The organism is Streptomyces sp. SudanB25_2051 (assembly GCF_964272635.1).
In the GTDB taxonomy this organism is placed as follows: Bacteria; Actinomycetota; Actinomycetes; order Streptomycetales; family Streptomycetaceae; genus Streptomyces.
In genome coordinates this window covers 3072599-3086415 of the sequence record NZ_OZ186787.1, presented here as the reverse complement: position 1 = coordinate 3086415, position 13817 = coordinate 3072599, and the positions used below count along the sequence as shown (strand labels likewise).

At 76.7% G+C, this 13817-nt stretch carries 16 protein-coding genes; 5 read left to right on the top strand and 11 right to left on the bottom strand.

The features are described 5' to 3' along the window. Window positions 1-43: 43 nt before the first annotated feature. The 7 genes from ACSUPT_RS13745 to ACSUPT_RS13715 all read right to left on the bottom strand — a co-directional run bounded on the left by ACSUPT_RS13745 (window position 44) and on the right by ACSUPT_RS13715 (window position 6041). Window positions 44-418 carry a hypothetical protein gene (locus ACSUPT_RS13745; protein WP_351966882.1) on the bottom strand — a complete coding sequence of 125 codons (375 nt, stop codon included), beginning with the start codon at window positions 416-418 and terminating at the stop codon, window positions 44-46. Between the two features lie 165 nt (window positions 419-583). Next, window positions 584-874 carry a hypothetical protein gene (locus ACSUPT_RS13740; RefSeq protein ID WP_365725524.1) on the bottom strand — a complete coding sequence of 97 codons (291 nt, stop codon included), beginning with the start codon at window positions 872-874 and terminating at the stop codon, window positions 584-586. Window positions 875-1034: 160 nt separating this feature from the next. Continuing rightward, a complete protein-coding gene (locus ACSUPT_RS13735; RefSeq protein ID WP_399218731.1) occupies window positions 1035-2291 on the bottom strand; it encodes a glycosyltransferase in 1257 nt (418 codons plus the stop codon). Beyond that, complete coding sequence (locus ACSUPT_RS13730) at window positions 2288-3067, bottom strand: MerR family transcriptional regulator (protein WP_351966885.1); 780 nt, start codon at window positions 3065-3067, stop codon at window positions 2288-2290. Before ACSUPT_RS13730 ends, ACSUPT_RS13735 begins: the two co-directional genes overlap by 4 nt. Window positions 3068-3149: 82 nt before the next feature. Further along, entirely contained in the window at window positions 3150-4415 is a 1266-nt protein-coding gene (locus ACSUPT_RS13725) for an acyl-CoA dehydrogenase (protein ID WP_436944474.1), read from the bottom strand. Between the two features lie 16 nt (window positions 4416-4431). Beyond that, window positions 4432-5430, bottom strand: a complete 999-nt coding sequence (locus ACSUPT_RS13720; RefSeq protein WP_365725517.1) for a sulfite exporter TauE/SafE family protein — start codon at window positions 5428-5430, stop codon at window positions 4432-4434. A gap of 149 nt (window positions 5431-5579) precedes the next feature. Further along, entirely contained in the window at window positions 5580-6041 is a 462-nt protein-coding gene (locus ACSUPT_RS13715) for an RrF2 family transcriptional regulator (protein ID WP_351966888.1), read from the bottom strand. A 95-nt stretch (window positions 6042-6136) separates the two neighbouring features. Here ACSUPT_RS13715 and ACSUPT_RS13710 point away from each other — a divergent pair, with 95 nt between their 5' ends. Both ACSUPT_RS13710 and ACSUPT_RS13705 read left to right on the top strand, forming a co-directional pair. Beyond that, window positions 6137-6232 carry a putative leader peptide gene (locus tag ACSUPT_RS13710; protein WP_361654544.1) on the top strand — a complete coding sequence of 32 codons (96 nt, stop codon included), beginning with the start codon at window positions 6137-6139 and terminating at the stop codon, window positions 6230-6232. Between the two features lie 341 nt (window positions 6233-6573). Then, window positions 6574-7224, top strand: a complete 651-nt coding sequence (locus ACSUPT_RS13705; RefSeq protein ID WP_436944472.1) for a winged helix-turn-helix domain-containing protein — start codon at window positions 6574-6576, stop codon at window positions 7222-7224. A 68-nt stretch (window positions 7225-7292) separates the two neighbouring features. Here ACSUPT_RS13705 and ACSUPT_RS13700 read toward each other — a convergent pair whose 3' ends face one another. Continuing rightward, window positions 7293-8642, bottom strand: a complete 1350-nt coding sequence (locus ACSUPT_RS13700; protein ID WP_351966890.1) for a pectate lyase family protein — start codon at window positions 8640-8642, stop codon at window positions 7293-7295. Window positions 8643-9011: 369 nt separating this feature from the next. On the opposite strand from ACSUPT_RS13700, the gene ACSUPT_RS13695 reads away from it, so the two are divergent. After that, the gene (locus tag ACSUPT_RS13695; protein ID WP_436944471.1) at window positions 9012-9329 is read left to right on the top strand and encodes a hypothetical protein; all 318 of its coding nucleotides are present in this window, start codon (window positions 9012-9014) and stop codon (window positions 9327-9329) included. Then, window positions 9239-9886 carry a hypothetical protein gene (locus ACSUPT_RS13690; protein ID WP_436944470.1) on the top strand — a complete coding sequence of 216 codons (648 nt, stop codon included), beginning with the start codon at window positions 9239-9241 and terminating at the stop codon, window positions 9884-9886. The genes ACSUPT_RS13695 and ACSUPT_RS13690 overlap by 91 nt, the downstream gene beginning before the upstream one ends. Window positions 9887-9949: 63 nt before the next feature. Here ACSUPT_RS13690 and ACSUPT_RS13685 read toward each other — a convergent pair whose 3' ends face one another. From ACSUPT_RS13685 to ACSUPT_RS13675, 3 genes are all read right to left on the bottom strand, one after another. Then, window positions 9950-10465, bottom strand: coding sequence for an N-acetyltransferase family protein (locus ACSUPT_RS13685; RefSeq protein ID WP_436944469.1), 516 nt, complete (start codon window positions 10463-10465; stop codon window positions 9950-9952). 29 nt (window positions 10466-10494) lie between these two features. Then, window positions 10495-10872: an ArsR/SmtB family transcription factor gene (locus tag ACSUPT_RS13680; protein ID WP_351966893.1), complete on the bottom strand. Its 378-nt coding sequence runs from the start codon at window positions 10870-10872 to the stop codon at window positions 10495-10497. A gap of 223 nt (window positions 10873-11095) precedes the next feature. Continuing rightward, entirely contained in the window at window positions 11096-12532 is a 1437-nt protein-coding gene (locus ACSUPT_RS13675) for an NAD(P)-binding protein (RefSeq protein ID WP_436944467.1), read from the bottom strand. 109 nt (window positions 12533-12641) lie between these two features. Between ACSUPT_RS13675 and ACSUPT_RS13670 the strand changes: the two genes are divergently transcribed. Further along, window positions 12642-13709 (top strand): flavin-containing monooxygenase, encoded by a 1068-nt coding sequence (locus ACSUPT_RS13670; protein ID WP_436944466.1) that lies wholly within the window; start codon window positions 12642-12644, stop codon window positions 13707-13709. The last annotated feature ends 108 nt before the right edge of the window (window positions 13710-13817 follow it).

Here is a 13817-nt window from a genome sequence, read left to right as displayed (position 1 = left end):
CTCTGCCGTGTTCCGTGTGCCGTGTTCCGTGCGGTCGTACGCGTCAGTCGTCGGTGTAACTGAAGTCGCCCACCGTCCAGGCGCTCACGTCCTCGATGGCCACCCGGTACATGCCGCCCGTCTCCGGGATGCCCAGGGTGCCCTGGAGGATCCTCGCCACGTGGAAGTGCAGGTGGGTCGGCGCGCCGTCGCCGGGCGGACGCGAGCCCCCGTCGGGGGACGCGAACACCCCCGCGAACCCGCTGAGCCGCTCCGAGTCCCGCAGGACCTCCGCCACCCGCTCCCGCCACGCGGCCTCCGGGGCGAGCCGTCCCGTGATGACCGCACCGTTGACCACGACGGTGAGCGACATCTGATTGGACTGCTCCGATTCGACGGTGGCCGCGACATTCACGAGCAGTGCATCAGGCTTCGTCATACCCCCGAACCTACAAGCCCGAGCGCCCGAGTGGGGCGTCCGCACCCACGTCGCTTCGACCCGTGCTCCCGCCCTGCCGGTACGCGCCGCCCGGACATGCCGTGAGGACGGGCGGTCAGGACGCGGCCGGGACGCGCCGCGGGCGGGGCGCTCGCCGCACGGGCGTCAGGACGCGTCGGTGCGCGGCTCGCCCGAGTGCCCCTCGCCCGTGCGCTCGTCGCCGTACGCCGGTTCGCTGCTCTCCAGCCAGGAACGGGCCGGGCCGGCGGGGCGGGTGGTGTCCACGGTGAGGCGCAGCAGGGTGCCGCCCTCGGGGCCGGCCGGGTAGCTGCGCTGCTCGGTGGTGTCGAAGCAGCGGCGCACCACCTCCGCCACCCGCCGGGCCACCTCCGGCGTCGCCGCGACGACCCGCACGTCCGCGCGGCCCGACGAGGGCAGTTGGGTCTCGTCCTGCACGGCTGCCTCCTCGATGGCGGGCCTCTCATCCTGCCGCCCCCGCCCCCGTACGGCATCCGGACGACCACCTTCCGGTGAATGCGCGCCCCTGCGCGGCCTCACGCGCCCGGGCGTCCGCCCGCCGCCTCACGCCCCTGTGCGTCCGGTCGCCGTCGCCGCCTCACCCGCCCGCCGCCGCCTCGACGCGGCGCACCAGGGCGCCCGCCCCGTCCTCGCGGGCCAGCAGCCGGGCCGCGCCGGACGCCGCCCGCCGGTAGGACGCGTCGTCCAGGGCGTCCCGGATCGCGGCCGCCAGGGACTCGGCGGTCAGCCGGGCCGCCGGCAGCGGAGCCGTACCCGCGCCGACCGCGGCCAGCCGGCGCGCCCAGAACGGCTGGTCCGCCGTGAACGGCACCGGCACCGACGGTACGCCCGCCCGCAGCGCCGCCGCCGACGTCCCGGCACCGGCGTGGTGGACGACGGCCGCCGTACGGGGGAACAGCAGCGCGTGCGGCACGTCCCCGACCCACAGCACGTCCCGCTCCCGCACCGCCTCCCCGCCGGGGCCGCCGTCCCGCGCGGCGAGCCCCGCCGCGCCCGCCTGGACGACGCCCCGCGCGCCCGCCATCCGCAGCGCCCGTACCGCGAGCTCCCCGAGGCGGGCGCCGTCCCCCGCGCCCATGCTGCCGAAGCCGACGAACACCGGCGCGGGCCCCGCCCGCAGGAAGTCCTCCACCGCGTCCGGCAGCGCGGCGCCGTCCGGCACGTGCGGCCACCACGGGCCGCAGACCTCCAGGCCCGCCCGCCAGTCGCCGGGCCGGGGCACCAGGACCTCGCTGAAGCCGTGCAGCACCGGCCACCCCGACGCCTCCACGCCGCGCCGCACCGCCGTGCCCGACCGGGGCGGCAGCCCCAGGCGGCGGCGCAGCCCCCGTACCGCGTCGGCGTGCACCCGGTCCACGACGCGCAGCGCCAGGCGCCCCGCCGCCCGGTTGCCCCACCGGCCCAGTGACCGGGCGCCGCCCACGACCGGCGGGAACGCCCCGGTCGGGGCGACCGGCTGGAGGTAGGCGCCCACGGACGGCACGCCGCACGCCTCCGCGATGTGCCAGCCGAGCGGCGCGGTGGTCGTGGCCAGGACCAGTACGTCCGGCCGGTGCGCGGCCACCGCGTCGGCGAGCCCGCCGCCCAGGTCCCGGAGGAACACCTCGGCGGCGCGCAGCAGTTCGCGCGTACCGGCTCCCGCGCGCCCGGCCGGGCCGCCGCGCGGGTCCGCCGGCAGGGCGTGGAACGGCAGCCCCGCCGCGCCCACCAGGCCGGCGAACGCCTCGGGCGCGGCCAGCACCGCCTCGTGCCCGGCGTCCCGGAGCCGTACGCCGACGCCCGTGTAGGGGGCGACGTCCCCCCGCGAACCCGCCGCCAGGATCAGCGCCCTCATCGCGGACCGGCCTTCCTGCGCGCGTTGGCGTGGACGGCCTCCCGCAGGAACACGGCGAGGCCGGGGCGCTGCTGCGCCGCGGGCACGACGAGGGCGAACGCGCGGGCGTCCTCGACGTAGTCGTCCGCGATGCGGCAGTGCGTCTCGGGCGGGCACGGCGTGAACCACCGGGTGATGTGCTGCCGGTGCTCCTCCGCCAGCCCGGCGACCAGGTCCGAGTCGGGGGCGGCGCCCGCGTCGTACGCGTCGAGCAGCCGCCCGCGCCACTCGGCGGCCTCCGCCATCAGCCGCCGCCAGTCCTCCTTGGTGTGCGCGGCGGCCCGCGCCATGGCCCGCGCGTGGCCCTCGCTCGCGCCCCACTTGAGGTGGGCGTCCGTGGCGTAGCTGAGGTCGAACGCCACGTCCCCGAATACCTCGAACCGCTCCTCCGGGGTGAGCCGCACGCCCGTCTCCTGGACCTCCATGGCCCGTTCGGCGACCTCCACGAGGCGGTGGAGGCGCGCGATCTCCTCGTTCAGGCGCCGGTGCCGCTCGCGCAGGTGGTCCAGGGCGCTGGCGTCGGGGTCGGCCAGGATGGCGGCGATCTGCTCCAGCGGGAAGCCCAGTTCCCGGTAGAAGAGGATCTGCTGGAGGCGGGCCAGGTCGGCGTCGCTGTAGAGCCGGTACCCGGCGGGGCTGCGCTCGCTGGGCGACAGCAGGCCCGCCTTGTCGTAGTGGTGCAGTGTCCGCACGGTCACCCCGGCGTACCCGGCGACCTGCCCGACCGAATAGCTCAACTCGCTCTCCCCTCGTTCCCGTCCAGGCTGAAGCCTGACGCCGGGTGAGGGTCAAGGCGCGGCCGGGTCGGGTGCCGGGCGGTCAGTTCAGGAGGGCGTGGTGGGGGCTGTTCAGGTAGTGGGCGCCGATGGAGCGCAGGCGGTCGGTGTCGGAGCGGTGTGCGGTCAGGACGCGGGCGTTGCGCCAGAACCGGTCGAGGCCCGGCGCGTCGGCGGCGAGTTCCAGGACGCGGGCGGTGATGTGCAGGGCGGCCCGCGCGGTGACCGTCTCGGCGGTGGCGACGAGGTGGTCCGGGCCGCCGGAGTACGGGTGGGACTCCAGGGCCTCCACGGCCTGCGGGGACTCCACGGCCTGCGGGGACTCCGGGGTCTCCCGGCGCTCCGGGGCGTGCGGGCCCTGCCAGGCGTCCGGCTCCTCCAGGGCCCGCGCCATGCGGTCCGTGGCGCGCTCCACGACGGCGGCGGCCGTGTGCGCGGCCGACGCCAGCTCCCCGTACGCGAGGAGCAGGTCCGGGTCCCCGCCCGGCAGACCGGCGCGCCGCGCCCGCCGGCCGGCGTCCCGCGCCTCGGCCAGCGCCCCCTCCACGATGCCGAGGCCGACGTGGCACAGCGCGAGCCGCAGCACGGACGGTACGAGCGCCGCGCGCGGCGGCGCCGACTCCTCGTCGGGAGGGAGGCGGGCCACGACCCCGGAGTGCGGGACGGTCACCCGGTGGAAGACGACGGCGCCCGCCCCGGCGGCCCGCTGCCCCAGCCGGTCGCCCGCCGTCTCCACCGCCACCCCGCGCGCTCCGGGCGCCACCCGCACGACCACCACGTCGCCGGTCACCGCGCACACCGCGTCCACCAGGAACCGGTCGGCTACCGCGACGGCCGCCGGCACGGTCCTGCGCCCGTCGAGGACGTGGCGGCCGCGGCCCAGCGGTGTGAGCGTCAGGTCCGGGCGCGCCCCCTCGCCGGGGCCGCCCGCGTACCGGAGCGCGCCGGCCCACAGCAGGTCGTGCCGCGCCGACTCCGAGAGGAGCCCGTCGGCGGCGCCGGGCGGCCCGTGGAGGCGGGCGCTCCAGGCGAGGGCGTAGTGCCGGGCGAGGAGCTCCCCGACGGAGCTGTCGGCGGTGGCGACCTCGCGCACGACGGCGCATCCGGTACGCCAGTCGGTGCCGTACCGCGGGCCGGGCGGCAGCAGGGCCCCCGGCAGCCCGGCCTCACGCAGCCGGGCGGCCTCGTCGGCGGGCGGCCGGCCGGCCCGGTCGCGGGGGATGGCGTCGGCGGCGAGGTCGTCCGCCAGGTCGCGCGCGGTGCGCAGGAGCGCCACCGGGTCGGCGGGGGCGATGCGGGGACACGGCATGGTGGTCATCCGCGGGTCAGGCGGTCGGCGCCGCGTCGGGCGTGCGCTCCCCGGCCGTGCCCACCCCGGCCGGTCCCTCGGCGGTCGGTGCCGCGTCGGCCGTGCGTGCCCCCGCCGTGCCCTCGGCGGTCGCCGCGCCGTCCGCCGCCGCGAGGGTGCGCCGGTGCTCGCGGAAGGCGTAGGCCAGCGCGCCCGCCCACGCCGCGTAGACGACCCCGTAGACGGCCCACTGGGCGGTGTCGCCCGCGCCGACCCAGTCGCTGCGCAGCAGTGTCCGGATGTTGGTCAGGACGATGAGACCGCCGACGGCCGAGCCGAGGATGCGCGGCGGCACGTGCCGGACGAGCCAGGCGGCGATCGGCGCCGCGATCAGACCGCCGACCAGCAGCGCGCCGGCCCAGGTGTAGTCGACGCCCTCGGATCCGAGGCCCAGCAGGAAGCCGAGGCTCGCCGCGACCGCGACCAGGAACTCGCTGGTGTCGATCGATCCGATGACCTTGCGCGGCTCGAGCCGTCCGCTGGCCAGGATCGCGGGGGTGCCCACCGGTCCCCAGCCGCCGCCCCCGGTGGCGTCCAGGAAGCCCGCGACGACGCCGAGCGGGGAGAGGAACCGCCGGCGCAGCGGCTTGCCGAGGTTCCCGGCGGGCAGGCCCAGGAAGGTGAACCGGCCCAGCACGTACAGGCCGAGGCCCAGCAGGATCAGCGCCATCACCGGCTTGGCGACGTCCGTGGAGAGGCTGGAGAGGACCGTCGCCCCCGCGAAGGCGCCCACCGCCCCCGGGATGCCGATCCTGCCGACGACGCGCCAGTCCACGTTCCCGAACCGCCAGTGCGCCACGCCGGACGCCAGCGTCGTGCCGATCTCGGCGAGATGGACGGTCGCGGAGGCGGCCGCCGGGTTCGTCCCGAACGCCAGCAGCAGGGTGGTGGAGGTGACGCCGTAGGCCATGCCCAGGCTCCCGTCCACGAGTTGGGCACCGAGCCCGGCAAGTGCCAGCAGGATCAACGTCTTCACGGCCACACCTCACGAATCCCTGGTTTTCCCATCGGGTTGGTAGGGATAGTGGGGGCGCCGTGGCCGCCACGGCAAGCAGCATTCCGAGGCGTGGACGTTTTCGTCCCGCTATACGAGAAACAGCAGGTCAGCGGCGCTCGGCCGACGTCTCAGGGATTGGTCCAGGCGGCCGGGTCATCGGTCAGCGCGCCGATCGCCTCGGGCAGCCGGCCCGACGCCACGTCGGCGAGCGTGACGCCTTCGAGGACGCTCCGCACGTTCGCGCGCAGGGCGATCCACAGGGGGAGCAGCGACTCCGCCGGGCCGCTGTAGGCGAGTTCGGGCGGCCGTACGCCGCGCACCGAGACCAGCGGGCCGTCCACCGCGCGCACCACGTCCGCGACGCTGATGTCCCGCGCGGCGCGCGCCAGCCGGTAACCGCCGTGCACCCCGCGCTGGCTGGCGACGAGTCCGCCGCGCCGCATGTCGTTCAGGATGCCTTCGAGGAACTTGTGCGGAATGTCCTGCGCCTCCGCGATGGCCTCGGCCTTCAACGGCGGGCCGTCCTGCCCGGCGGCGGCGAGCATCAGCGCCGCCCGTACCGCGTAGTCCGCCCTGGCCGAGATCCGCATGGGCTCATTATCCCGTACGGCGCGCGGGCCGCGCGGCACGCATTCCCCACCTCATCGGTAGGGAAGCTTGACGGGTGGCGCGGGCCGGGCGCAGGATGGTCGCCATGTCGTCCCCGACGCAGCAGCCGCTCGTACGCCGCAGGCATGTCGACCTCCGTCGCGTCGCCAGCGCCATCTGCCGCTGCGCGTAAGCCCCTTGGCGGCGGCCCGGCCGCCCGCCCGGCAGGACCGCGCCCCCGCGGCCGCCCCGCTCCCCTGACGCCGTAGGCGCGTACGCCCGCACACCGCGACGTACGGCTCCGAGGCCGCGTACGTCCCCGGGACCGCGTACGCCGCCGAGGCCCGCGGCGGCTCCGGACAGGGCCCCCGCACCGGACCGCAACCCCGCCACCGCACCGCGTACCGCCGCACAGCGCGTACCGCCACCGCACCGCGCACCGCCGCCGCGTGCCGCCCGCCGTACCGGCGGCGCGGGGTGACGGCGCCGCGCACCGACCACCCAGCTCACGCCGCCCGACCGAAGGGCTCCGCCATGACGACAGCGTTCCCCACCCCCGACCGGACCGAGGCCAGGACCCGCCGGGCCCCCCTCCGTCCCGCCGTACCCGGCCCCCGCCTGCGCCTGGTGGCCGACCAGCCCGAGCGGCCGCACATCGGCTACCTGGTGTTCCTGCCCGACGGCGTGGACCCGGTCGAGCTGCTGACGGCCCACGGGGTGCGCCCCGAGATCCATCCGCTGGTCCCCCGCACGCTCCCCGCCCCGGAGCGCCCGCCGGCCGAAGGCGGCACGCCGCGGAACGGCGCCCTCCACGACGGCGCCCTCCACGACGGCGCCCTCCACGACGGCGCCCTCAGGGGCGGTGTCCCGCGCGGCGGCTCCCTCCAGGGCGGCGTCCCGCGCGACGACGCGGTCCGGGTCGACCCCGACCGCCACACGGCGCATGTCGACGGCCGCGAACTGGACCTGACGTACCTGGAGTTCAGCCTTCTCGCGCATCTGGTCGCCCACCCCAGGACGGTCCACACACGCGAGGCGCTCATGGCGCGGATCTGGGGGTACGACCACATCGGCGACGGCCGCACGGTCGATGTCCATGTGGCGCGGCTGCGGCGCAAGTTGGGCACCGCCCACCGGAACCGCATCGTCACCGTCCGCCGCGTCGGCTACAAGTACCTGCCCTGAACCGCCCCGTGTGACGGGAACGGCCGGGAGCGGGCGGTGAGGCCCGCCCCCGGACGCCCCGTCCCGTGTCAGCGCCGGGCGGTCGTGCCCTGCTGGGTGAGGACCCCGGCGCCCGCCGTGCGGTCGAGCTCCGCGGGCAGGGCGGCGGCGGAGGTCTGGAGGCCGGCCGTCAGGGCGGGCGTCCAGTTCACGGTCGTCTTCAGCTTCTTCGACGCGGACGCGTTGTACGCGGCGACGACGTCGGTCACCGCGCCGTCGACGGTGTTGCCGCGCCCGGCGACGGCGCCCGTCCCGTCACCGCTGAGCAGCTGCGACACCTTCCGGTCCGAGGACAGCGTCCAGGCGTTGTACTCGGCGACGATCTGCGCCCCGGCGCGGGCGTTGACGCTGTAGCTGTGCGCGTAGCCGTTCACCTTCGCCGTGTCGTAGTGGTTGTTGTACAGGTGGATCTGCCCGATGCGGGCCAGCGGGGCGCGCTGGGTGATGCCGCGGAACACGTTGTGGTGGAGGGTGACGCGCAGCTTGCCGACGCTGTCGGTGTCGCTGCTGCCGATGAGCATCGTCTTGTCGTGGCTGTGGAACACATTGCGTTCGACGGTCACCAGGTCGGAGCCGTTGGTGATGTCGAGGGCGCCGTCGTGGACCTGGTACTTCCGCCCGAAGTACGCCGGGAGGGCGCTGTCGTGGAGCGGGGTGTCGGTGAACGTGTTGTGGTCCGCCCACACATGCGTCGCACCGCGCAGGGTGACGGAGTCGTATGCCGAGTTCCACTCGCCCTTCGAGCCGTCCGTCGGGTCCCACTGGGGGAAGCAGTCCTCGGTGGCGCTGAAGGCGAGGTTGCGGATGATGACGTTGTCGGCGTTCTGCACGGCGACGCTGCCGCCCTTGATGCCGGCGCCCGTGCCGGGCACGCCGACGAGGGTGGTGTGCGACGGGACGCGGAAGACGATGTTCTTCGCCTGCCTGGCGGCCGCGGCCTTCCGGGCGTCCTCCTGGGTTCCGGACGGCTTCTTGGAGCGGCCCCACACGGCGGGGTCGTACGCCTTCAGGTACGCGGAGAGCGAGTAGCCGGTCCCGGCGGCGTAGTCGGCGCAGGTGCTGCCGCCGTTCGCGTCGATCAGGCCCTTGACGCGGATGATGCGCGGCGCCGTACCGGGAGCGGAGAGCGCCTTCGCCAGCTCGGCGCGGTTGGTGACCGTGAAATCGCGCGCCGCGTCGGCCGCGGCGCCGCCGGTCGTACCGGAACCGGCCGCCGCCCAGCCGTCGCGGGCGGGCAGCGTCTGCCGCGCCAGGTCGGCGGCGGCACTGGCACTGGTCACGAACGGCACGGCGGCCAGCCCGGCGGCCACGACGGCCGCGGCGGAGAACAGCGCCGTACGCCGCCGGGCACGGGACCGGCGGTGGGTGGGGGATGCCACAGATGAGTCCTTGGGTTTCCAGACGACCCCGTTCGACGGGGCTTGCACCCCTCAGTCGCCACCGCCTCCGGACAGGTTGCCGCCCCCACGTCCGCGACCGCGCGGAGGGCCGTTTCCTCCCCCGGGCGGAGGCGGCCCTCGGCCGTGCGGGGGAGCGGTGTCCGGCCCGGCGGGCGATGCGCCGGGCCCGGCCGCCTGGGAGCGTCGGTGGCGCACCCCACCCGAGGCGAGGACGATCACATGAAGCCGGGCCGGCCCCCCGCCCCCGCACCCCTGGCATCCCCCCGACGACGCACCGGCACCCGCCGCCGCGGCGACGGCCGATGGGCGCGGCTGCGCCGGGTCGGCGGGTTCGGAGCCGCGGTAGCGGTGACGCCGTACCTCCTCATCAAGGTCGTCTGGTCGTTCGGCCTGCTCGTCCCCACCGAGGAGATGGCCGGCGCCGACTGGCGGGCCGTCAACGCCGTGACCGCGCTGCTCGCCGCCGTAGCCGTCGTGCTGGCGCTGGCGTTCACCCGGCCCTGGGGGGAGCGGCTGCCCGCCTGGCTGGTGGCCGTGCCCGTGTGGGCCGGTACCGGGCTGCTCGTGCCGATGCTGTGCTCGCGCCGGTGCTCGGCCCCGCCGCCATGCGCCGCGACCGGGCGGCCGGCTCCCCGGACCTGTGGGCGTACGAGCAGATCCTGGTGATGGTCTCGCTGGCGGGCGTCGGCGCGGGCCTGCCGCTGGCCCTCGTCGGATACGCCAGGGCCCGGTGGCCGCACGCCCTGCGCGGCCCGCTCGCCCTGCCGGAACCGCCGGGCGGCACACGGCGGCTGCGGGTGGCGCTCGCCGGGGCGGTCGCGGCGGGGTGCGTGCTGCTCGGCTGCGTCAAGGGGTACTGGGCGGCGGGCGGCGTCGCCGGCCTGGACGCGGGCGCGCCGGACCGGCGCGACCTGTGGTGGCACCTGCTGACGGCGAGCACGGCGGTGTGGGCGCTGGCCGGGGCGTGGGCGGTGCTGGTCGTGGCGGCGGGGCGCGGGGCACGCCGGTTCGCGCCGCCGATGGCCGTGACCTGGGTGTCGTCGGGGATGCTCTTCGCGTACGGGGTCTACGACCTCCTCACCCTGACCGGCCTGCGGCGGCCGGTGCCCGAACTCCCGCTGGCGGCGGCGGCCACCCGCGACGGCGCCATGCTCCTGGGCGTGACGATGGCCCTCACGCTCCTGCTGGCCCTCCACGACCGGCGCGGGGCCCTGCGGGGGTGAGGCTGGGGTTTGGCGCGCGGGGAAGCACCGGCTCAGCGGATGGCGGGGCGGGGAAGCCTCGGCTCAGCGGATGGCGGGGCTGCGGCGCTCGACGAGGACGACGTCGCGCCACACCCCGTGGTGGCGGCCGATGCGTTCCCGTACGCCGATGACCCGGAAGCCCGCGCGGCGGTGCACGGCGAGGCTGGCGGCGTTCTCGGGGAAGATCCCCGCCTGGACCGTCCAGACGCCGGCCGCCTCGGTGGAGTCGATCAGCGCCGCGAGCAGGGCGGAGGCGGCACCCCGGCCCCGCGCGCCGGGGTGCACGTAGACGGAGTGCTCGACCACCCCGGCGTACGCGCACCGGTCGGAGACGCGGGTCGCGGCGACCCAGCCGAGCACCGAACCGTCCGCGTCCAGCGCGGCGAAGCGGTGCTCCCGCAGCTTCGCGGCGTCGAACGCCTCCCACGTCGGCGCGGCCGTCTCGAAGGTGGCGTCGCCCTCGTCGATGCCGGCCTGGTAGATCGCCAGGACGGGCCCGGCGTGCTCCTCGCCCATCGGCACGACCCGTACGCCCGCCCGGTCACCGGTGCTGTCCATGTCCCCGCTCCCCGTGGTGCTGGTGCCGGTCAGCGCGCGGCGGCCGCGCCCGGGGCGAGCAGCCGTCCCATCGCGGCCAGTACGGACGGTTCGACCCGGTAGTACACCCAGGTCCCGCGCCGCTCGGAGGTCAGCAGCCCCGCCTCCTTGAGCTTCTTCAGGTGGTGCGAGACGGTCGGCTGGGAGACGCCCACGTCGGAGATGTCGCACACGCACGCCTCGCCCCCCTCGTGCGACGCGACCGCGGAGAACAGCCGCAGGCGGACCGGATCACCGAGGGCCTTGAACATCTTCGCGGCGTACTCGGCCTCCTCCGCGTTCATGGGCCGTTCCGCCAGCGGCGTGCAGCACGGCCGCACGCCGTCGTCGGCGGTCTCGAGCAGCGGGAGCGCCTTGGTGTTCGACATGCGTCTATGTTGACATACGTCGAACCAGCTGGACCAGGTCTGACCGGGACTCGCACGGGACCGGACCCGGACCCGGAGCCGCACGGGACCGGACCCGGACCGGACCCCGGCCCGGCGCCCCCAAGACGCGCACCCCCGGCCCAGGCGGGCGCGGCCATGGACGGCGCGGGCCGCGACCGGTCCCCCGTTCCGGTCGCGGCCCGCGAGGCGGTGCCCACGTCGGTCAGGAGCCGCAGCACCCGCCCGCCGGGGCCTGCTCGGCCGCCGCCCCGGCGGCGGCTCCGGCCGGGGCGGACGGGGCTCGCTCCGCGGCGGGCGCCGACAGCTGGACGAGCCGCGGCGCGGGCGCGCAGCATCCGTCGCCGTCGGCCTGCCGGGCGTCGGGGGCGTCGAACAGGCCGGCGCCGCCGCAGACCCCGGTCTCGGGGAGGGTGAGCTCCACGCGGTCGGCGGCCTCCAGGTCGCCGGCGATCGCGGCGGCGACCGAGCGGACCTGCTCGTAGCCGGTCATCGCCAGGAACGTCGGCGCGCGGCCGTAGGACTTCATCCCCACCAGGTACACCCCCTCCTCCGGGTGGGAGAGCTCGCGGTGGCCGTGCGGGTAGACCGTGCCGCAGGAGTGCTGGTTGGGGTCGATCAGCGGCGCCAGCCGGACCGGTGCCTGGAGGCGCTCGTCCAGACGCAGCCGGAGCTCGCCCAGGAAGGACAGGTCGGGGCGGAAACCGGTCAGCACGACGACTTCGTCCACCGCGTCCAGACGGCGCCCGTCCTCGCCGACGAGGACCACGCGTCCCGCGCCGTCCCGTTCGACCGCCTCGGTGCAAAAGCCGGTGACCGCGTCCGCGTGGCCGTCGTCGACGGCGGCCTTCGCCGCCAGGCCCAGGGCGCCCCGCGCGGGGAGCTGGTCGGCCCCGCCACCGCCGAAGGTGGCGCCCGAGATGCCCCGGCGCAGGACCCACACCGCCTTCGTCCCCGCCCCGTCCTGGGACTTCGCCAGGTCGGCGAGGGAGGCCAGGGCGGTGAACGCGGAGGCGCCGGAGCCGATCACGGCGGTGCGCCGGCCCGCGTACCGGGCGCGGACGGCGGGGTCCCCCAGGTCCGGTACCCGGTAGGAGATCCGGTCCGCGGCGGCCCTCTCGCCGAGCGCGGCGAGACCGCTGCCGCCGGCCGGGCCGGGGGTGGCCCAGGTGCCGGAGGCGTCGATGACCGCGCGGGCGAGGACCCGCTCCTCGCGGCCGTCGGTGCCGGTGGTGTGCACCACGAAGGGCTGGCGCTCGCGGTCGGCGTCCACGATCCGGTCCCGGCCGGCGCGCGAGACGCCGGTGACGGTCGAGCCGAAGCGGACGCGGTCGCCCAGGACCCCGGCCAGCGGCCGCAGGTAGAGGTCGGCCCAGTCGCCGCCGGAGGGGTAGGCGGCCGGGTCGGGCCGGGTCCAGCCGGTGGGGGCGAGGAGCTTCTCGGCGACCGGGTCGACGACCTCGCTCCAGGGGGAGAACAGACGCACGTGCGACCACTCGCGTACCGCGGTGCCGGCGCTCCGGCCGGCTTCCAGGACCAGGGGTTCGACGCCCCGGTCGACGAGGTGCGCCGCGGCGGCGAGGCCGACGGGGCCGGCCCCGATCGCGACGACGGGCAACTCGGTGGTGGCGTGCGCGTTCACGGCGACTCCTCCGGTGCTTCGACATCTGTCGATGGCTTGCGCGGCCCAGCATGACACCTGTATTGATGATCGTCAACATAGACATCCATCGAAACGAGGGGGTCGGTCGATGGAGCACATCGACGTCGCGGTGATCGGAGGAGGGCAGTCCGGACTCGCCGCCGCCCGCGCGCTGCTGCGCCGCGGACTGCGGCCTGTGGTGCTGGAGGCGTCCGGCCGTACGGCCGGGTCGTGGCCGCGCTACTACGACAGCCTCAGGCTGTTCTCGCCCGCCCGGTACAGCTCCCTGCCCGGGGTGCCGTTCCCCGGCTCGGACCCGGACCGCCACCCGCGCCGCGACGAGGTCGTCGCCTACCTCACCGCCTACGCCGCCCACCTGGGCGCCGACATCCGCACCGGCTGCCGCGTCGGCGCGGTCCGACGCCCCCGCCGCGGCGGCGGCTTCGAGGTGGAGCTGGAGGGCGGCGGCCGGCTCGCGGCGCGCGCCGTCGTGGCGGCCTCCGGGACCTTCGGGCGCCCGCACCGGCCGGCGCTGCCGGGCCTGGAGAGGTTCACCGGCCAGGTGTCGCACGCCGCCGGCTACCGGCGCCCGGCCCCCTTCGCCGACCGCCGGGTGGTCGTGGTCGGGGCGGGCAACTCCGCCGTGCAGATCGCCGTCGAACTCGCCGCCACCGCACGCGTCACGCTCGCCACCCGCGCGCCGGTGAGGTTCGCGGTGCAGCGCGTCCTCGGCCGCGACCTGCACGTCTGGCTGGCCCGCACCGGCCTGGACGCCGCGCCCCTCGGCCGGCTCCTGACGCGCCCGCCGGCGCAGCCGGTCATCGACGACGGCCGGTACCGGGCGGCCCTGGCCGCCGGACGCCCCGACCGGCGGCCGCTGTTCACCGACGCCGACGGGGCCGGGATCGCCTGGCCGGACGGGGAGCGGGAGGACGTCGACGTGATCCTGCTCGCCACCGGCTACCGTCCCGACCTGCCCTACCTCGCCCCTCTCCGCGGCGCCCTGGACGGTGACGGGAACCCCCGGCACCGCGAGGGGGTCGCCGTCGCGGTGCCGGGGCTGGCATTCGTGGGGCTGGAGTGGCAGCGCGGCCTCGCGTCGAACTCGCTGCGCGGGGTCGGCCGGGACGCGGAGCGCATCGCCCGGCACCTCGCCGCCGGCCTCCCGCGCCGGTGACCGGACCCCTCACGCCGCTTCGGCACCTGCCGACATCGGCACATGCCGACATCGGCACATGCCGATGAGCCTGCCCCGCGGTCCCGCGTTCGCCCGGCCGTCACGGGA

Bases quoted from the DNA above. Each gene is read 5' to 3' on its own strand.
- ACSUPT_RS13735 (WP_399218731.1), bottom strand. From the start codon at position 2,291: ATGAGGGCGCTGATCCTGGCGGCGGGTTCGCGGGGGGACGTCGCCCCC.
- ACSUPT_RS13745 (WP_351966882.1), bottom strand. From the start codon at position 418: ATGACGAAGCCTGATGCACTGCTCGTGAATGTCGCGGCCACCGTCGAA.
- ACSUPT_RS13715 (WP_351966888.1), bottom strand. From the start codon at position 6,041: ATGCGGATCTCGGCCAGGGCGGACTACGCGGTACGGGCGGCGCTGATG.
- ACSUPT_RS13725 (WP_436944474.1), bottom strand. From the start codon at position 4,415: ATGCCGTGTCCCCGCATCGCCCCCGCCGACCCGGTGGCGCTCCTGCGC.
- ACSUPT_RS13705 (WP_436944472.1), top strand. From the start codon at position 6,574: ATGACGACAGCGTTCCCCACCCCCGACCGGACCGAGGCCAGGACCCGC.
- ACSUPT_RS13670 (WP_436944466.1), top strand. From the start codon at position 12,642: ATGGAGCACATCGACGTCGCGGTGATCGGAGGAGGGCAGTCCGGACTC.
- ACSUPT_RS13680 (WP_351966893.1), bottom strand. From the start codon at position 10,872: ATGTCGAACACCAAGGCGCTCCCGCTGCTCGAGACCGCCGACGACGGC.
- ACSUPT_RS13710 (WP_361654544.1), top strand. From the start codon at position 6,137: ATGGTCGCCATGTCGTCCCCGACGCAGCAGCCGCTCGTACGCCGCAGG.
- ACSUPT_RS13685 (WP_436944469.1), bottom strand. From the start codon at position 10,465: ATGGACAGCACCGGTGACCGGGCGGGCGTACGGGTCGTGCCGATGGGC.